Annotated in this window: 17 protein-coding genes and 2 pseudogenes; 13 read left to right on the top strand and 6 right to left on the bottom strand. The window is 71.4% G+C overall.

The features are described from left to right. The first annotated feature begins 217 nt into the window (after positions 1 to 217). Entirely contained in the window at positions 218 to 1,240 is a 1,023-nt protein-coding gene (locus ACZ6CV_RS34505) for a cation diffusion facilitator family transporter (RefSeq protein WP_469255459.1), read from the top strand. 65 nt (positions 1,241 to 1,305) lie between these two features. On the opposite strand, the gene ACZ6CV_RS34500 is transcribed toward ACZ6CV_RS34505, so the two are convergent. Further along, positions 1,306 to 2,241: a LysR family transcriptional regulator gene (locus tag ACZ6CV_RS34500; RefSeq protein ID WP_469255457.1), complete on the bottom strand. Its 936-nt coding sequence runs from the start codon at positions 2,239 to 2,241 to the stop codon at positions 1,306 to 1,308. Positions 2,242 to 2,368: 127 nt separating this feature from the next. On the opposite strand from ACZ6CV_RS34500, the gene ACZ6CV_RS34495 reads away from it, so the two are divergent. The 7 genes from ACZ6CV_RS34495 (at position 2,369) to ACZ6CV_RS34465 (ending at position 10,660) form a co-directional block, all read left to right on the top strand. Then, the gene (locus ACZ6CV_RS34495) at positions 2,369 to 3,250 is read left to right on the top strand and encodes an alpha/beta fold hydrolase (protein ID WP_469255455.1); all 882 of its coding nucleotides are present in this window, start codon (positions 2,369 to 2,371) and stop codon (positions 3,248 to 3,250) included. A gap of 239 nt (positions 3,251 to 3,489) precedes the next feature. Further along, on the top strand, positions 3,490 to 4,257 hold the full coding sequence (locus ACZ6CV_RS34490; protein ID WP_469255453.1) for a GntR family transcriptional regulator: 768 nt from the start codon (positions 3,490 to 3,492) through the stop codon (positions 4,255 to 4,257). Positions 4,258 to 4,353: 96 nt separating this feature from the next. Beyond that, positions 4,354 to 4,581 (top strand): 4Fe-4S dicluster domain-containing protein, encoded by a 228-nt coding sequence (locus ACZ6CV_RS34485; RefSeq protein ID WP_055563275.1) that lies wholly within the window; start codon positions 4,354 to 4,356, stop codon positions 4,579 to 4,581. A 155-nt stretch (positions 4,582 to 4,736) separates the two neighbouring features. Beyond that, positions 4,737 to 6,023 carry an ABC transporter substrate-binding protein gene (locus ACZ6CV_RS34480; protein ID WP_469255451.1) on the top strand — a complete coding sequence of 429 codons (1,287 nt, stop codon included), beginning with the start codon at positions 4,737 to 4,739 and terminating at the stop codon, positions 6,021 to 6,023. Next, a complete protein-coding gene (locus ACZ6CV_RS34475; protein WP_469255449.1) occupies positions 6,020 to 6,895 on the top strand; it encodes an ABC transporter permease in 876 nt (291 codons plus the stop codon). Before ACZ6CV_RS34480 ends, ACZ6CV_RS34475 begins: the two co-directional genes overlap by 4 nt. Continuing rightward, positions 6,892 to 7,662, top strand: coding sequence for an ABC transporter ATP-binding protein (locus ACZ6CV_RS34470; protein ID WP_469255448.1), 771 nt, complete (start codon positions 6,892 to 6,894; stop codon positions 7,660 to 7,662). Before ACZ6CV_RS34475 ends, ACZ6CV_RS34470 begins: the two co-directional genes overlap by 4 nt. 67 nt (positions 7,663 to 7,729) lie before the next feature. After that, on the top strand, positions 7,730 to 10,660 hold the full coding sequence (locus ACZ6CV_RS34465; protein ID WP_469255446.1) for a fumarate reductase/succinate dehydrogenase flavoprotein subunit: 2,931 nt from the start codon (positions 7,730 to 7,732) through the stop codon (positions 10,658 to 10,660). Here ACZ6CV_RS34465 and ACZ6CV_RS34460 read toward each other — a convergent pair. Continuing rightward, complete coding sequence (locus ACZ6CV_RS34460; protein WP_469255444.1) at positions 10,630 to 11,460, bottom strand: MBL fold metallo-hydrolase; 831 nt, start codon at positions 11,458 to 11,460, stop codon at positions 10,630 to 10,632. The genes ACZ6CV_RS34465 and ACZ6CV_RS34460 overlap by 31 nt on opposite strands. 107 nt (positions 11,461 to 11,567) lie before the next feature. Next, positions 11,568 to 12,215, bottom strand: a complete 648-nt coding sequence (locus ACZ6CV_RS34455; RefSeq protein ID WP_469255442.1) for a peroxiredoxin-like family protein — start codon at positions 12,213 to 12,215, stop codon at positions 11,568 to 11,570. Between the two features lie 269 nt (positions 12,216 to 12,484). On the opposite strand from ACZ6CV_RS34455, the gene ACZ6CV_RS34450 reads away from it, so the two are divergent. Continuing rightward, positions 12,485 to 13,090, top strand: coding sequence for a TetR/AcrR family transcriptional regulator (locus ACZ6CV_RS34450; protein ID WP_469255440.1), 606 nt, complete (start codon positions 12,485 to 12,487; stop codon positions 13,088 to 13,090). Positions 13,091 to 13,158: 68 nt separating this feature from the next. Here ACZ6CV_RS34450 and ACZ6CV_RS34445 read toward each other — a convergent pair whose 3' ends face one another. Beyond that, positions 13,159 to 13,287, bottom strand: a complete 129-nt coding sequence (locus ACZ6CV_RS34445; RefSeq protein WP_355807248.1) for a hypothetical protein — start codon at positions 13,285 to 13,287, stop codon at positions 13,159 to 13,161. Between the two features lie 215 nt (positions 13,288 to 13,502). On the opposite strand from ACZ6CV_RS34445, the gene ACZ6CV_RS34440 reads away from it, so the two are divergent. Then, entirely contained in the window at positions 13,503 to 13,934 is a 432-nt protein-coding gene (locus tag ACZ6CV_RS34440; RefSeq protein ID WP_469255438.1) for an ANTAR domain-containing protein, read from the top strand. A 280-nt stretch (positions 13,935 to 14,214) separates the two neighbouring features. After that, positions 14,215 to 14,607 (top strand): annotated as a pseudogene (locus ACZ6CV_RS34435) (ANTAR domain-containing protein); the annotation flags it as partial. A 263-nt stretch (positions 14,608 to 14,870) separates the two neighbouring features. On the opposite strand, the gene ACZ6CV_RS34430 reads toward ACZ6CV_RS34435, so the two are convergent. Then, positions 14,871 to 15,566, bottom strand: coding sequence for a TetR/AcrR family transcriptional regulator (locus tag ACZ6CV_RS34430; RefSeq protein WP_469255436.1), 696 nt, complete (start codon positions 15,564 to 15,566; stop codon positions 14,871 to 14,873). 158 nt (positions 15,567 to 15,724) lie between these two features. On the opposite strand from ACZ6CV_RS34430, the pseudogene ACZ6CV_RS34425 reads away from it, so the two are divergent. Then, positions 15,725 to 17,193, top strand: a pseudogene (locus ACZ6CV_RS34425) (serine hydrolase domain-containing protein). 124 nt (positions 17,194 to 17,317) lie between these two features. Here the strand turns inward: ACZ6CV_RS34425 and ACZ6CV_RS34420 are convergent. Then, positions 17,318 to 17,734: a hypothetical protein gene (locus tag ACZ6CV_RS34420; RefSeq protein ID WP_469255434.1), complete on the bottom strand. Its 417-nt coding sequence runs from the start codon at positions 17,732 to 17,734 to the stop codon at positions 17,318 to 17,320. A gap of 98 nt (positions 17,735 to 17,832) precedes the next feature. Here ACZ6CV_RS34420 and ACZ6CV_RS34415 point away from each other — a divergent pair, with 98 nt between their 5' ends. Further along, complete coding sequence (locus ACZ6CV_RS34415; RefSeq protein ID WP_469255432.1) at positions 17,833 to 18,159, top strand: hypothetical protein; 327 nt, start codon at positions 17,833 to 17,835, stop codon at positions 18,157 to 18,159. Positions 18,160 to 18,224 lie beyond the last annotated feature (65 nt).

Below are 18,224 nucleotides of genomic sequence, written 5' to 3'. Positions count from 1 at the left end.
CACCGGTTGCGGTGCCGGCCCTTATGGCGGTGGGCGGCCCGGCCCCCCCTGGACCGCACCCCGCTCGCCGATGCCACCTTGCGGGAATCTGCACGGCGCAGAGGCCTCAGCCCTGAAACCCCCACCCTCGCTCGCCTGGAGTCACACCTCCGGGGTACACGAACGGCGTGCTGCCCCCTGCAAGCACCTTTGAGCCACCGCAGAACTGAGAGGCCAGATGAGCGCCAAGCCGCCGACCGAGCACCTGTCGAACACCTCAGCATCGGCCGAGCGAGCGCCGAACGAGCAGGCCGCGGGCGACGCGCCGTCGAAGGACCAGGAGACGAAAACCACCGTCTGGGTGGCCCTCGCCGCCAACCTGGTCATCGCCCTGGCCAAGATGGTGGGAGGGCTGTTCGCCGGTTCGCCCGCGCTTCTGTCCGAGGCGGCGCACTCGATCGCCGACAGCATGAACGAGGTCTTCCTGCTGGCCGCCCTGCGCCGCAGCCGTAAACCGGCCGACCCTCAGCACCCCTTCGGCTACGGCAAGGAACGCTTCTTCTGGTCGCTGCTCGCCGCAGTCGGCATCTTCGTCACCGGTGGCTGCTTCTCGATCTTCCAGGGCGTCGAGGCGGTGCGTTCCGAGAGCGCGGAATCCACGACCGGCTACATCGTCGGTCTCATCGTCCTGGGGGTCGCCTTTCTCGCCGAGGGCGGTTCCCTGGTACGCGCCCTCTGGCAGGTGCGGCAGCAGGAGGGCGGCATCGGCTCCGACCCGGCCCTGCGCACCGTCATCGCCGAGGACGGCACCGCCGTGCTCGGAGTGACCCTCGCCATGATCGGCATGGGCCTGCACATGGCAACCGGCGAGGTCGTCTACGAGGCGGCCGCCTCGGTGGCGATCGGCCTGCTGCTCATCGCGGTCGCCTACCGCCTGGGCAAGGAGGCCAAGGAGCAGCTGATCGGTGAGTCGGTCGACCCGGAACTGCGCGAGGACATAGGGCGTTTCCTCGCCGAACAGCCCGAGATCGACCACGTCGCGAGTCTGCTCACGATGCGGCTCGGCATGGACTCGACGCTCGTCGCCGCGCGCATCGACCTCGCGCCCGGCCGGGACAGCGAGGTCGTGGAACTGGTCATGGAGCGCATCAAGTCCGGCGTGGCCGAACGCTGGCCGCAAGCCGATCAGGTGTTCCTCGACATCACCGAGGCGCCGCCGGTACCGGGGGCCGAGACGGCCCAGGGCTACACGAGTTCCTAGGGGTTCCGCGCGGGCCCACTGGAGCAGTTCGAGGTGGCGTGGTACGGACGCGGTCACTGTCGAACTCATCGGTGTCGCGGGCCGAGCCGGTGGTCGAGGGCGGCGCCGACCTCGGGGCAGTTCCCGCGGATGACGTCGAGGAAGGCGTTCAGCGCCGGAGAGCGGTCCCGGGAGCTGAAGGACAGGACCAGATCGGGGAGCGGCGTCCGCGGGGTCACCTCGCAGAACCACGTACCCCGACGGGGAGCCGTCAGCATGCGAGAGGGGCCAAGGCCGACGCCCACCCCGCAGGCGGCGAGGCCGATGATGGTGTGGACGTCCCTCGCGACGGTCGCGTCGACGAGCGCCGGGGCGTCGTGGCCCAGCAGGTTCCGCAGCCCGGCGACGACGGCCGGCTCGTCCTCCTCCGACGCCACGACCAGTGGCTGTCGCCGCAGCTGCTCCACGTCCACCGACGACTGCCCCGCGTACGGGTGCGCGCTGCTCACGACCGCGACCAGGTGGTCGTGTCCGATCGGGACCGACACCAACTGTTCGGCCCCCACGCCCCCCGGCCGGCCGAGGCCGATCGCCACATCCAGTTCACCGGAGACGAGCGCGGCCGTGCTGCGCCTGGTCGCCATCTCGTGCAGTTCGAGGCGTACGTCGGGCCGTTCGCGGCCGAACCGGCCGAGGACGTCCGGCAGCGGTTCGAGCAGCGCCGAGGCGATGAACCCCAGGCGCAGCCGCCCCGTCTCGCCGCGCGCCGCCCTGGCCGCGTCGACCGACGCCGCCGCGATCTCGTCGAGCGCCGAGCGCGCCCGGGGGAGGAAGGCCGCGCCCGCCGCCGTCGGGAACACTCCCTGGCGGGTGCGATCGAACAACCGGGCGCCCACTTCGCGTTCGAGGTCGGCGATCTGCTTGGACAGTGGAGGCTGCGCGATGCCCAGCGCGCGGGCCGCCCGGCCGAAGTGCGCGTGCTCGGCGAGGGCCAGTGCGTACCGCAGGTGCCGTGCCTCCATGGCGGCCTCCCAGCCTCGTTATCCGGTCTCACAGCTCCAGCCGCCCGTGATACCTCACATGTATCGTCGGCCAGCTTGTCAGATCCTTCGCTGGATGCGCGGGGGTGGGGGTGCGTGCAATGTGGTCATGACTGATCACTCCGCCATTCCCTCCTCCCTTCACTCCTCCCTTCACTCCTCCATGGACACCGTCTTCGTCTTCGTGCACGGGGCCTGGCACGGCTCCGGGCAGTGGGCGGCGACACAGCGCGCACTCGCCGTACTCGGTGCCGCGAGCATGGCCGTCGACCTGCCGGGGCACGGCTTCGACGCACTCCTGCCCAGCGGCTACCTCCGCCCCGGCCAGCCGGGCCTGTCGACCGAGAAGTCCGCGCTCGCCACCGTGACGATGGACGACAACGCCGAGGCCGTGCTGGACACGTTGCGCCAGGCTCGCCGTCACCGGCGGGTCGTGCTCGTGGCGCACAGCGCCGGGGGCGGCCCCGCGTCACTCGCCGTCGAGCGCGCACCCGAACTCGTCGACGAGATCGTCTACCTCTCGGCCTTCGTGCCCGCCGGACGGCCCCGGTTCTTCGACTATCTCGGCTCCCCCGAGAACGCCACGGCACGGGGCCAGAGTCTCAACCTCGGCGACCCCGCGGAACTGGGCGCCGTGCGGATCAACCCGCTCTCGCAGGATCCCGCCTACGTCGAGGAGTTGCGGCAGACCCACTACCACGACACCGCTCCGAACCGGTTCGACCGCTGGCGTTCGGCGCTGAGCCCGGATCTGCCGCTGGCGATCCCGACCACTCCGGTCGTCGTGACCCCGCAACGGTGGGGGAGCGTCCCGCGGACCTTCGTGCGCTGCGCGGACGACAGGGCACTGCCGAGGGCCGTGCAGGATCTGATGATCGCGGAAGCGGACCGGGCCATGCCCGGCACCTCCTTCACCGTGCGCACCCTGCCGGGCGGCCACAGCCCGTTCGCCGCCCGCCCCCGTGAGCTCGCCGCGGCCCTGCTGGCGTGAGCGGCGACGCCTCGCGCCGTCCGGGGTGCGGTCGGGTGCGGTGCTCGATGACACCTTCGCGCAGTGCTCAGGGCCACCTTCGCGCACCGGCCGTACCGTCCACCTGGTGGGCGCCAGGGTGGCGGGTCTTCGGCGCCGTCCGACCAAAACCGCAGTTCAGAGCCTTGCGCTGACGTGTGTCAGGTGGCGCAATGCTGCCGCAACACCACCGGGGCCACCACGCCGGTAGGTTCCTGCCCATGCCAGCCGAACACAGTCACGCCTCACGTCCGCTCGCCGCCGCACGGCGTCGGCGGCTCCGTGCTGACCAGGCACGGCAGCTCGCCGATCTGCTGCGGCACCAGATCCTGACGGGCGGCTTCCCGCGCGGTGTCCTGCCGCTCGAGGACGCCATCGCCGCCGACTACCGGGCCAGCCGCAACACCGTACGACAGGCCCTCGACCTGCTCCGCGGCGAGCAGCTCGTGGACCGCAAGGCCGGTGTCGGCACGGTCGTGGTGTGCGAGAAGTACCCGCACGCCCTCGACCGGCTCCAGGGCCTGGCCGAGATCCTCCACGAGCACGGCCGGGTCACCAACGAGGTCCGCACGATCGGTCCGGTCAGCGCGCCGGGCCCGGTGGCGCACCGGCTCGGGCTGCCCGACCACACCGACGTGCTCTGCATCGAGCGGCTGCGCCGCCTGAACGGCCTTCCGCTCTCCCTCGATCTGTCGTACCTGCCCATGGACGTGGGCGGCGAACTGCTCGGCTGCGACCTGGAGAACACGGACGTCTTCCGGCTCCTGGAGACCGTCACCGGCGGGCCGCTGGGGCACGCCGAGATGACGCTCGAAGCGGTGAACGCCGACACGCACTCCGCCGCGGTCCTCGAAGCCCCGCGCGGCAGCGCCGTCCTGATGCTGGAGCGGCTCACCCATCTGCCCGACGGCCGCCCCGTGGACCTGGAGTTCATCCGGTTCCGCGGGGACCGCATCACCATGAGCGGTGTCCTGCGCCGATCCGCCTGACCTTCCGCCGACGCCCTTCACCCACCTCGCACCCACCTCGCACCCACCTTCCGGGACGTTCTCCCGGACCTTCACCCGCCCTTCCTGGAGTCCGCCATGCCTGTTGTCCCGCAGCGCGCCGACGTGCCCGTGACCATCGACGAGTCCCGCTGCATCGACGGCTGCACCCTCTGCGTCGACATGTGTCCGCTCGACTCGCTCGCGATCCGCGAGGACAACGGCAAGGCGTACATGCACGTCGACGAGTGCTGGTACTGCGGCCCCTGCGCGGCCCGGTGCCCCACGGGCGCCGTCACCGTCAACATGCCCTACCTGCTCCGGTGAAAGGCCCGACTCCGATGACTCGCACGACGGGTTCGACAGACAAACCCTCCAACGTACGTACCAGCGGGGGCACTTGCACCCAAGTACCCGCCCGCACCCTCACCCGCCTCCTCCCACTCGCCCTGCTGCTGCCCCTGGCCACGGCGTGCGGCGGCGTGGCCGGAGCCGATGACTCCGACACCGTCACGGTGACCGTCGGGTACCAGTCGAAGACCATCAACACCGTCACCGCCGGCACCCTGCTGCGCTCCCTCGGCTACTTCGAGGAGGAGCTCGCCGCGCGCGGCAAGAAGGACGGCAAGAAGTACGAGGTGAAGTGGCAGGACTACGCCACGGGCGCCCCGATCACCGCCCAGATGACCACCGGAAAGATCGACATCGGGTCGATGGGCGACTATCCGCTGCTGATCAACGCGGCCCGCGGCAAACAGCTCGGGCAGCCGACGCGGCTCGTCTCGGTCACCGGCTACAACCTGCGCGGCGGCCTCAACACCGTGGTCACCAAGCCTGATTCGACGCTGCGGTCCCTGTCGGGACTGCGCGGCAAGAAGGTGTCGACCAGCGTCGGCTCCGCCGCCGATGGCACGCTGATCCGGGCCCTGAAGCAGGCCGGAATCGACCCGGAGAAGGACATCCACAAGCTCAACCAGCAGCCCAGCGTGGGCGCGTCCGCCCTGTCCGGCGGCAGCGTCGACGCCCTGTCGCAGTTCGTCGCCTGGCCGGGGCAGCTGGCTTACGAGGGAAAGGCGAAGGCGCTGTACGACGGCGCCGATCTGAACCTGCCGACCTTCCACGGGGTCACCGTCCGCGAGGAGTTCGCGAAGGAGCGGGCCGGAGTGCTCGACGACTTCCTCACTGCACAGCGGCGGGCCACCGACTACCTGCGCGAGCGGCCGGTCGCCGCCGCCGAGTCGGTGGCGAAGGAGACCGGGCTGCCCGCCGAGGCGGTCTACCTGTACAACGGCGCCCACGGCATCGCCACCTTCGACCCGGCGCTGCGGCCCGAACTGGTCGCCGCCCTGAAGAAGGACGTCCCCGTCCTCAAGGCGGCCAAGCTGGTCGGCGACGTCGACGTGGACGCCTTCGTCGCCCCGAAGCCGTTGAAGCGGATCGCCCGAGCCGCCGCCCATCCCACGCCCAAGCCCACGGCGGGCGCCGCCACGTCCGAGCTGTGGCTCAGGGGCCACGACACCACCCGTACCTTCGCCGGCCCGAAGAAGCTCCTCGCGGCCGTCGCGGCCGCGAAGAAGTCCGACGTCCGGGCCGCCTACGTGCCGGACGCCCTGACCGGCACCCCCTGGTTCGCGGACCGGGCCGTGTGGGTGGCGGACGGCTCCGAGCTGCGCGCCTTCGTCACGCCGAGCCATGCCAAGACCTACACGGAACGGCACGCGGGCGCCCGCGTCATCAGCTACGCGGACGCCGTGGAGTCGGCGTCATGAACATCGTCCGCAGGCTCGTCAGGGTCGCGTCGCTCGCCGCCGCCCTCGGCCTCTGGCAGCTCCTGACCACCCTCGACGTCGACCTGTGGCTGCGGTTCGGCCAATTCCCCACGGTCGGCGAGGTCGCGGCCGCCTTCGGCGACCGGGTGGGCACCGCCCCGTACTGGCAGGACCTCGTCCACAGCTTGCGCCGCATCCTCGTCGGCTTCCTGCTCGCCGCGGTCCTCGGGGTCGCGGCGGGCACGGCGATCGCCCGGTCGCGGTGGGCCGCCGACCTGCTCGGACCGCTGGTGGAAGTGGCCCGCCCGATCCCGGCGATCGCCCTGGTCCCGGTGGCGATCCTGCTCCTGCCCACCAACGAACAGGGCATCGTCTTCATCACCTGCGCCGCCGCGTTCTTCCCCGTCCTGGTCTCCACCCGGCACGCGGTGCGCGCCCTCACCCCGGTGTGGGAGGAGGCCGTGCTCACCATGGGCGGCGGCCGGCTGCGCGTGCTGTTCTCGGTGGTACTGCCGGGCGCGCTCCCCGGCATCTTCGGCGGCCTCTCGGTGGGGATCGGCGTCGGGTGGATCTGCGTGATCTCCGCGGAGATGATCTCCGGGGAGTACGGGGTCGGCTACCGCACCTGGCAGGACTACACGGTCGTCGACTATCCGGGCGTCTTCGTCGGCATGGCCACCATCGGCGCCCTCGGCTGGCTGACCTCCACCGCGGTGGAGGTCCTCGGCCGCCGCGCCACCGCCTGGCTGCCGCGTCCGCCCGAACGGGCCCCGTCCCGTGCGGCACGCCGCGCCGTCCGCGCCGCGGGGCCGGTGGACTCCCTCCCCACTCCCGCCCCGGTACCGGCCCTCGACAAGGAGCCCGTCGCATGAGCCCCGTACACCGCGGCCCCGTGGCCGGCGTGGACGCCCCCGCCCGGCAAGGCGCGCAACTCAACCTGGACGACGTACGACTCGGCCACCGCGAGGGCCAAGTGCTCCCCGGGACCGTACGGTTGCGCATCGCGCCCGGTGAACTCGTCGCCGTGCTCGGCCCCTCCGGCTGCGGCAAGTCCACGCTGCTGCGCACCCTCGCCGGACTGCTGCCGCCGCTGGGCGGGCGGGTCACCCAGGACGGGGCGGCCGTCCGCGGGCCCGCCGCCGACCGCGCGCTGGTCTTCCAGGAGGACGCGCTGCTGCCCTGGCGCAGCGTCCGCGCCAACGTCGAACTCCCCCTGGCCATACGCCGGGTGGGCAGGGCCGAACGGCGGCGGGCCGCCGACGACTGGCTGGAGCGGGTCGGTCTCGCCGAGCACGCCCGCAAGCTGCCCCGTCAGCTCTCCGGCGGACAGCGGCAGCGCGTGCAGCTCGCCCGTGCCCTGGCCGGGGAGCCCCGCTCGGTGCTCATGGACGAGCCGTTCGGCGCTCTCGACCCGCACACACGCGCCGGCATGCAGGACCTTCTCGTGGAGATCCTGCACGGCACCGGTGCGACCGTCGTCTTCGTCACCCACGACGTGGACGAGGCGCTGCACCTCGGCGACCGGATCGTCCTGCTGCCCTCCGGAGACGTCCTGGACGTCCCGCACCCCCGGCAGCGGGACGCCCGCAACGCCCCCGGCACGACCGAACTCCGCCGCCGAGTCCTGGCGTCGCTGTAACCCGGTACTGCCCCGTACCCCTCGTACGCCCAGCACCTCCCATACCCCCTTCGTGAAAGGCGCGCCCGTGGACTCCCCCCTGGCCATCCCCGCCCTCGCCGACGCGACCGAGATCTCCTGCGACGTCCTCGTCATCGGCGGCGGCACCGCGGGCACCATGGCCGCCCTGACCGCAGCCGAGCACGGCGCGGACGTGCTGCTCCTGGAGAAGGCGCACGTGCGCCACTCCGGCGCCCTCGCCATGGGCATGGACGGCGTCAACAACGCGGTCATCCCGGGCCGTGCCGAACCGGACGACTACGTAGCGGAGATCACCCGCGCCAACGACGGCATCGTCGACCAGTCCACGGTCCGCCAGACCGCCACGCGCGGCTTCGCGATGGTCCAGCGCCTGGAGTCCTACGGCGTGAAGTTCGAGAAGGATGAGCACGGCGACTACGCGGTCCGTCAGGTGCACCGCTCCGGCTCGTACGTACTGCCCATGCCGGAGGGCAAGGACGTCAAGAAGGTCCTCTACCGGCAGCTCAGGCGGCGCGAGATGCGGGAGCGCATCCGCATCGAGAACCGGGTGATGCCGGTACGGGTGCTCACCGTGGACGGACGTGCCGTCGGTGCGGCGGGATTCAACACCCGTACGGGCGAGTTCGTCACCGTCAGAGCGGGCGCGGTGATCCTGGCCACCGGCGCCTGCGGACGCCTCGGACTGCCCGCGTCCGGCTACCTGTACGGGACGTACGAGAACCCGACCAACGCGGGGGACGGCTACGCCATGGCCTACCACGCGGGGGCGGCGCTCACCGGGATCGAGTGCTTCCAGATCAACCCGCTCATCAAGGACTACAACGGCCCCGCGTGCGCGTACGTCGCCAACCCCTTCGGGGGCTATCAAGTGAACCGGCACGGCGAGCGGTTCGTGGAGTCGGACTACTGGTCGGGGCAGATGATGTCCGAGTTCGCGGCGGAGCTCGCCTCCGACCGGGCCCCGGTGTACCTGAAGCTCAGCCACCTTCCCGAGGAGACCATCAGCGCCGTCGAGTCGATCCTGCACAGCACCGAACGGCCCACGCGCGCCGCCTTCCACGAGGGGCGCGGCCACGACTACCGCACGCACGACATTGAGATGCACATCTCGGAGATCGGACTGTGCGGCGGCCACTCGGCGTCCGGAGTGCGGGTCGACGCGCACGCCCGCACCACCGTGCCCGGTCTGTACGCGGCCGGCGACCTGGCCTGCGTACCGCACAACTACATGATCGGCGCGTTCGTCTTCGGCGACCTGGCAGGCGCGGACGCGGCCCAATACCGCGCCTATGAAGGTGAGTTGCCCGGCGACCAGCTCGCCGCCGCGCACGAACTGGTCTACCGCCCGCTGCGCAATCCCGACGGGCCGCCGCAGCCGCAGGTCGAGTACAAGCTGCGGCGCTTCGTGAACGACTACGTCGCGCCCCCGAAGAGCGGGGCGAAACTGTCGCTGGCGGTCGAGGCGTTCGAGCGGATGCGGGGCGAGATCGCCGGCATGGGGGCGCGGACCGCCCATGAGCTGATGCGGTGCGCGGAGGTGTCGTTCATCCGGGACTGCGCGGAGATGGCCGCGCGCGCGTCGCTGGCGCGGACCGAGTCCCGCTGGGGTCTGTACCACGAGCGCCTCGACCATCCCGCGCGCGACGACGCGGGCTGGTTGCACCACCTCGACCTGTACAAGGCGCCGTCGGGGGCCATGGAGTTCAGGGCCCGCGCGGTCGAGCCGTACGTGGTGCCGGTGCCGGAGTTCGCCCCGGTGGCGGGGGAGGACCGGCCGCTCGGCGAGGTTGCGCTGGTGCCGGTGGCGACGGCGGGCCCGAGGAACACGGCACCGGCGGCGCATTCGGCCGCGTCTACTCCTGTCGCAGGCACCGGTCCGGCATCGAGCGGTCCCACCCAGGGTGCCGGACCCGTATCGAGCCCCGACGCGCATGCGCTGCCCGCGCAGGGCCGTGATGCGGACGCTGGGCTCGTGCTGAACGGTGATGCGGGTGACGGGCTCGTGCTGAACGGTGATGCGGACGCCGGGCTCGCGCAAAGCCGCGATGCGGACGCCGGGCTAGCGCAGAGCCGTGATGCGGACGCCGGGCTCGCGTCGAACCCCGCTCTCCTCCGCCTGCTCGCCCTCGCAGAGGAGGCACCCGGGCTCGACGCCCTGACCCCCTACCTAGCCGACCCCGAGCCCGCGGTGCGGGCGGCCGCTGTCGCCGTGTTGGCCGAGACGGCACCCGCCGGCGCGGGCCCCGCACTCGCGGCACGGCTGCGGGACCCGGCGCGCCAGGTCAGGGAGGCCGCGGCGGGGGCCCTGCGCGAGCTGGCCGAGGTGCTGCCGGCGGGCCCCGAGCTAGGGGAGGGGCTTCGGGCGGCGCTTGACGTGGCGGACCCCGCGGTGCGCGGCGCCGCCCTCGACGTACTGCGTGAACTGCGGCTCGGCGCCGCCGAGGTGTACGCCGCCGCGCTCGGCGACACCGACATCGGCGTCCGCATCCACGCGGTGCGGGCCCTGGTCTCCGTGGACGCGACCGCCCAACTTGTCGGCGCCGCGGCCGACCCGGCCCGCGAGGTGCGGGTCGCGGTGGCCCGCGGCCTGGCGGCGGTGCGCGATCCGGCGCCGGCGCACCTCGCCCCGCTCATCGACGACCCCGACCCACTGGTCAGGGCGGCGGCCCTGACCGGACTCGCCGCCACGGGCTGCCCGCTGCCTTACGCCGAACGGGCCGTGTCCGCGCTCGGCGATCCCGCCTGGCAGGTGAGGGCGGGCGCCGCGACCGCGCTGAGCGCGGCCCCGGCCGACCCGGCGGTACCCGGCCTCGCCAAAGCCTCGGCCGACCCCGAGGCGGACGTCCGCAAGGCCGCCGTTCTCGCGCTCCTCGCCCACGCGACGGACCCCGACGCCCGCGCCGCTCTCGCCGCCGCGACCACGGACAGCGATGCGGACGTGCGTGCCTACGCGAACCGTGGCGCAGCCGGGGCCTGAGGTCGGCGGGACGCTGCCGGAGGGGCCTGACCGATGGTGAAGGTGGAGCCGGGGGCAGCGTGGTCGACGGGCCCGTCGAAGCGGGCGGATGCGCGGGCCACGGCCTGCTGCGGGGTGAGGGAGCGGCCGACGTGCGTGACGATCAGTCGGCCTGCCCCGGCCGCGCGGGCGGTGTCGCCGGCGTCCTCGGGGGTGTGGTGCACCTGGTCGCCGTCGGCAGGATCCGGCGCACCGTCGGAATCTGCCTCGCACAGCAACACGTCGCATCCCTCGGCCAGTTGCGTGAGGTTCGGGCACGGCGCGGTGTCCCCGGAGTACACCAGGGACCTGCCGTCCGCCTCGACGCGCACGGCGAACGCAGGCATGCCGTGCGACACCGCCCGGCTCGTCAGCCGCAGCGAGCCGACGGTCGCCTCGTGGCCGTCGTACAACTCGGTGACCGCGAAGGCGGATTCGACCGGACTGCGGGTCGACGAGTTGGTGAGGAACCCGGCCAGCCGGTCGGCGATCCCCGGCGGGCCGAGGAGGGGGATGGACGCTGCCAGGCTGATGTCCGCGTAGAGGACGGCGTAGTACGCGGTGAGCAGGTCCGCGCTGTGGTCGGCGTGCAGATGGGAGATCCAGATCGCGTCGAGCTCGTCCAGCCGCGCATGCCGCTGGAGCGGGCCGAGCGTCCCGCTCCCCGCGTCCACCCAGATCCGGGTCTCACGGCTCGACACCAGGTAGCCCGAGCACGGGTTGTCCACGCTGGGGTACGGCGTCGCGGATCCCAGGACCGTCAGGCGAAGATCGTCACTCATCCCGGGATCCTAGAACACGTGATCTACAACGCGAGGAGTGCCACAAGGAGCTGCACTCACGAGCTGCACACACGAGGTGCACTCACGAGCTGCACACACGAGGTGCACTAACGCAAGGCGTCGAGCGCGGCGAGGATGTCCGCCGGTTCGGCGCGCTTGGTGTAGTCGGTGTCGGCGAAGGCCCAGCGGAGGACGCCGCCCCGGTCGATGACGTAGGTCGCGGGGACCGGAAGGGTGCGCGGGTGGCCGCCGTTGACGCGATCGAGGGCGATCCCAAGCTTGTCGTAGGCGGCGGCGAGGTCGTCGGGCAGTTCGAAGGCCAGACCGTACGCCTTGGCGGTTTCGGATCCGACATCGCTCAGAACGGTGAAGTCCAAGGCGTGCTTCTCGGCCAGGGACAGGGACTCGTCGGGGACTTGCGGCGACACTGCGACGAGGTGAGCACCGCGGTCGGTGATCTCGCCGTGGTGCTGCTGGAGGGAGCGCAGGGCCAGGTTGCAGTATGGGCACCAGGAGCCGCGATAGAAGGTGAGCACCACCGGGCCTCGGTCGAGCAGCTGACGGAGGGCGACGGCTTCACCGGTCGCGGAGGGCAGCGTGAATCGTGGGGCCTGCGCGCCGGTGGAAAGTGCACGGTCGGCCTGGCCGGACGCGGCGAGTTCGGCGTCCGCCCGCTGCATGACCTGCCGTATCTCGGCGGGAATTTCCAGCCGTCGGGCCTCGTGGAAGGCGCGCAGTTCGGCGTTGAGCGACATGTGTGTGCCCTTTCTCGTGCGCGGGGTGCGTGGCCGAGCCGTGAGGCTGGGCCACCGAACTTGGAACACTCGTTTCAAGATAGGGGTGTGTGGGCTGTCCTGCCAAGTGGGCGCCATGCGGGGGTTGTTGTGGGGCCGGTGCTGGGTTGTGGTTGGCCGAGGCGGGTCGGGAGCGGGTATCCGGCCCCCTCCCGCGGACACCCGGCCTGTCCATCACGCACTCGACGCCACTATCTTGGAACCCCCAGTTCAAGTTGGTGAGGTCGGCCATGCCGGACGTCAAGCACTTCGACCCGGAGACGGCGTTGGACGCCGTGTTGCGGCTGTTCTGGGAGCGGGGCGTGGCGACGACCGGGATCCAGGACGTGGTGTCGGCGACCGGCCTGAACCGCTCCAGCCTGTACGCCACGTTCGGCGGGAAGCAGGAGCTCTACCTGGCCGCCCTGCGCCGCTACCTCGAGAACCGTTCGCAGCCGGTGTTTCGCCGGCTCGCCGAGGACGAGCGGGGGCTGCCCGCCGTCGAGGAGTTCTTCTCCGGCTTGATCAAGGCGCGCTGCTCGGGCGAGTACGCGCGCTGGGGCTGCATGGTCTCCAATGCTCACGGCGGTGCCGAGAGCAGTGACGAGGCCGTCGCCCGACTCCTGGACCAGCACCACAAGGGGCTGCGGGACGCGCTGCATGCCGCGTTGGTGGCGGCGCAGGCGCGCGGGCAGCTGGCGGGCGGCGCCGATCCGGCCACGGCGGCCGAAGTGCTGGCGCTGGTGGCGTACGGGGTGAATCTGCGCTCCCGGGCCGGGGCGAGCGCCCGATCGCTGAAGGAGAGCGTGAGCGCTGCGCTGGCGTCGATCGGCGCGGCCGTGGAGGCGGCGGTGTAGCCGGACCGCTTACGTCGGCCCTCGCTTGACGCTGAAGCGCCGAGCGCGACCATCGAGCACCGAGGCTGCTATTTCCGGCGGCGGATGAACAGCCAGATGCGCGCGGCGATCAGGCCGAGGACTACGACGCCGACGGTGATCTGCAACCAGCGCGGGGTGGCGCCGGAGCCGGGGAGGTACAGGGCGAGGGCGGTCACGGCATGCTCCAAGGTGGGTGCGGGTGACGTGCATTCTGCTACGCAGGCCCGTCACTCGACGGCTCCGACCCGTACGCGCCGGGTCCCGCTCGGCGCCCTCCCTGCCACCCGAGAAAGCGCCCCGAGACAGGGCTGCCCGCTGTAACCTCACGAGCACAAAGAGTGGCACCGGTCGAGGCTGTGCGTCCGGCGACTTCACGCAGATTCCGTATCAGTTGGCGGACTTGTCCGTGGGCGGGCGGTGGCCCGAGTTCGGCGATGAGGCGCGGGCGTTGCAGGTGCGGGCGGTGTTCATCTGGCCCGTCCGCACGGGTGCGGCACGGATGGGTGCGCTCACGGGCTACCGCAGAACGCCGGGTCCGCTGAGCGTGCGGCAGGAGGCGGACGGGCTGCGGGTGGCCGACGCGCTGGCCGGTCGGCTGCTGGCCTGGCGGTCGGGCGCCGACGACCCGTCCATCGAGCCGGGCGAGGCAGGCGCGATCGACCTGCACTGGGTCGAGGTGCATCAGGCCACCGGCGTACTCAGCTGCCGGCTCGGCGTGTCGCTGGAGGAGGCGCTGGTCCGAATGCGGGCCCGGGCCTTCGCGGCGGGTCAGCCCCTGACCGAGACCGCTCGCGAGATCCTGGCGAGGGAACTGCCGTCGTGAACCAGCCGCCTGGCGCGGGATCCGTGGAGGGTTCCCGCGCACAGAGGAGTCAAGGCATGAGCCGTGAAAGCAAGATCACCGAAACCTTCGTCGAACTCGCCGACACCTTCGTCGCGGACTTCGACGTCATCGACTTCCTGCAGCAGTTGACCGTCCGCTGCTGCGACATTCTCGACGTCACCGACGTCGCGGTCCTGCTGGCCTACCCGGGGCCGCAGTTGTACAGCCCCGCCCCGTGCGACCCCGGTCCCTCGCTGAGCAAGGTGCTGGACCTGGCCCTATGCGAAGGCCCCGCCCTGGACGCCACCGCACCGCCGACGTCGTCGCCCCCGGCGATCTCGCCCACGCGCCCGCCGCCTGGCGCGACTTCACCACGACCGCTCGTAAGGCCGGCTATTCCTACGCCAGCGCGGTGCCCCTGCGCCTACGCGAGGAGAGCATCGGGAGCCTGTTGCTGTTGCGCACCACCGACAGTGCGTTGCCGACCGGTGACCTCATGCTGGCTCAGGCGTTCGCCGACGCGGCCACCATCGGCCTGCTCCACGCCCGCACCCTGCGGGACACCGAGACCGTCAACGACCAACTGCACACCGCTCTGCACAGCCGCATCATCATCGAGCAGGCCAAAGGATTCCTCGCCGCCCAGCACAACACCTCCCTCGACGCGGCCTTCCACGCCATGCGCAGCTACGCGCGCAGCGAGCGCATCCTGCTCACGTCCGTGGCCCAACAATCGACGCCGGCAGCCTCACCGAAGCCGACACCGGCAGCATCACCGGGCCGCCGTCCCCGCCGCGGCCACCCCGGCGTACGGCCGCGGACGCGGCGAACGAGTAGCTCTCCGTGCCCCGGCCCTGACTTCCCCCGCCCCCAACTACGCCGGCCCCAACTACCCTCGGCCGTAAGGTCATCGCCGGTCTGCCCACGCCACCGGAGCTACGCCTGGCCTCCACTGCCCGGCGCGAGGCGGCCGGTGAGGCCGTCGAGGATGCGGTCGAGTCCATACGTGAAGCGGTCCTCGCGCACCTGCCGCGGGTCTGCCTCATCGCCGGATTCCGGACTGTGCTCCGAGAGCCACTGGCGCTCGGAGGCACCGCTGCGGGCGACCAGTGAGAGGTACGCGGCCTCGCTGGTCGCGACGCCGATGACGTACGACATGAGCGCCGACGCGGCCTGGTCCTCCTCGCCCGCGGGGAAGCCGGCCGCCTCGAACTGCGCGAGGAGCCCCGAGGTCATGCGGACGGCGTTCGGGCCGACGTGGAGAAGCCCGACCTGGCCGAGCTCGGGGCCGATCCAGGGGTGGCGCAGGACCATGGCCCGCAGGTCGGTGGCGGCGTGGGCGACCGCGGCGCGCCACGTGTCGCGGGCGGCGGCGACCGGCGGGTCCAGCTCGCCGAACACGTCGTCCACGGCCAGCTGGATCAGCTCGTCCCGATTGGCCACGTGCCGGTAGAGGGACGTGGCCCCGGCCTGCAGCCGGGTGCCGAGCTTGCGCATGCTGAGCGCCTCGACGCCCTCGGCGTCCAGCAGCTCGATCGTCGCGGCCACGATCTGCTCCCGCGTCAGCTGCTCCCGCTGCGGGCGATGCGGACGTGTCCACACCGAGGTGATCGGCTTCGGGTCGGCAGACATGCGCGCCCACTCTCTTCAATCCATCGTCGGTCCATCTGCTGCTTGTCCCCCTCACCGTAGCCGACACCGTACGCACCTTGCGAACGCCGATTGCTGATGCGTACAGTGTTCGCATCAGGGGAACGCCGTACTCGCTACGCAACTTAGGGGGACCCGCCATGCGGACTCAGACCGCGCAGACCGTCACGACCCACGACGAGCAGGGCAACTGGAGTGTCGAATGGGCCTGGGGGACCCGGAACTCGGCCGGGCGGAAGCTGGATCTCGCCCGGTGGCAGGCCCGCCTCGACCAGCTCTGCGCCGAGCACCACGTGCCGGGCGCGTCGCTGGCCGTCCTCGTCGACGGGACCGTCCACGATTGGGCGAGCGGCGTCCTGCACCGCGGCACGGGCGTGGCGACGACGACCGACTCGGTCTTCCAGATGGGTTCGATAGCCAAGATCTACACGGCGACCCTGGTGATGCGGCTCGTCGAGGGCGGCCGGCTGGAACTGGACGCACCGGTCACGGATGTGTTGCCGGAGTTCTCGATCGGCGACCCCGAAGTGACCCGGATGATCACCGTCCGCCGGCTGCTCAGCCACACGAGCGGGTTGACCTGCGACTTCAATCACGACAGTGGGCGCGGTGACGACTGCCTCGCCAAGTACGTCGAGGCCGCGAGGGACATCGCGCTGGACTGCCCGCCCGGGAGCGCGATCTCGTACAGCAGCGTCGGCTACAACGTGCTCGGCCGGATCGTCGAGGTGGTGACCGGCAAGACGTGGGACGAGGCACTCAAGGACCTGTTGCTCACCCCGCTCGGCCTCACCCGCACCATGACCCTGCCCGAGGAGGCGCTGCGCTTCCGGGCGGCCATGGGGCACCTGGGCGAGCCGGGCCAGGAGCCGGAACCGGCGCCGGCATGGGACATGATGCCGCGATCGGCGGGCCCGTACGGCAGGGTCATCGCGACCGCGGGTGACCTCGCCCGGCTCGCACGGATGCACCTTGCCGGCGGCGTGGCCGAGAACGGCACCCGCGTGCTCTCCGAGGAGACCGTCGCCCTCATGCAGCGTCGGGAGGTGGACTGCCCCGACAAGTGGACGGTCAGCTCGGACGGTTGGGGCCTGGGCTGGACCCTGTACGACTGGAACGGCGTCGCGGGCTACGGCCACGACGGCGCCTCCATCGGGCAGTACGGCTACCTGCGCGTGGTGCCGTCGGCCGGCGTCGCCGTAGGGCTGCTCACCAACGGCGGCGGTGCGCGCGAGGTGTACGCGGCGCTCTACCGCGAGCTTCTCGCCGATCTGGCCGAGGTGACCATGCCGGAGCCCTTCGCCCCGGCGCCGACGCCGCCCGCGGTCAACTGGGCGCCGCTCGTCGGCACGTACCAGCGCGAGGGCGTGGTCATCACGGTGACCGAGAAGGACGGTGCCGGGCACGCGCTCTACGAGTTCGTCGACGGCATGAAGGATCTCTCGGACCCCTGGGGATCAACCTGCTGCCGGTCACGGAGACGGCCTTCGCCGGCACGGGCGTGGGTTCGGCCTTCAGCACGGACTACACCCCGGTGATCTTCTCCGCCCTCCCCGACGGCACCCGCTGCGTCTACATCGGCATGCGGTGCGCTCCCAAGGCCGACTGACCGCCGACGTCGCCGGGCCGACGCGGCGATCCGGCGCCGGCCGGGTCGCCGATGAGGTGGGAGACGGATCGGGTCTGCGGGCTACCTGGGGAGTCGTAGTCGTCGAGTTGCCAGGTCTGCGCCTCTAGGGCCGAACGGCGACGGCGTCAACGCCGGACGCCCGCAGCATGCGGGCCAGGAGCTCGATCTCAGGCATCGTGCCTGAGTGGGTTCCAGCCAGAACCTCCTTCAGCAGTGACTTGACCTCCGCCAGGGCGATGCCGAGTTCCGACCGCAGAACCAGCATGATCTGAGCGTTCCTTGCCGCCGGATCCACCTGCAGGCGTGCCGGTCCATGCTCGGAGAGCAGCCGCTTCCGCAGTTCGACAGGCAGGTCGTCCCCGCATACGGCCACCATGGACCCGCAGGCAGAGCACTCGGATGTCGTGTCCCAGCTCAAGGAGCCGTTCACCAGGGCTTGAACACCCCACCACGCCGACTCTGCACCGCAGTCCTGGCATGCAGCCGAGTACTCTATGGACTCGAAGACCATCTGATCCATCCTCACCCCTTTCAACGAAATTGAGGCTAAACGGCGAGCCGGTCCCCGCATACGGTCGGGCGGGCGCGTGCAATGACATGGTGATGGGAGAAGCCCTCGTGCCGTCAGCAGAAGGCGTACGCGATCTTCTCGTCCCGCATCTGATGGGTGAGCTCTACGACGGAGGGGCGAAACTCGACGTGGTCTCCCTCGTCGTCGTCGAGCACGGGCGACGCTTCACGGTCGAACTCGAGCTGCTGGCCCACCATCAACGCTGGCGGGTTCGCCTTGAATGCGACAGCTCCGAGATGGCCATCTTTGACGGTAGACCGCCTTATCACCTGGTCCGGAGCGTGGCGTGGGGTCTTCACGTCCGCCTTTTCGAGTGGTGGTTCACAAAGGGCTCGGAGCGGAGCATGGCCAAGCTGGGGGAGCGGCTCGAGTAGCGCCAGCCATCCTTACCGCCGACCCGCGGGCCGCAGCCCCGCTTAGCGCGACCGCACGACTGCGC

This window comes from Streptomyces sp. NPDC041713, from assembly GCF_055591085.1.
This window is presented reverse-complemented; position numbering and strand designations above follow the sequence as displayed.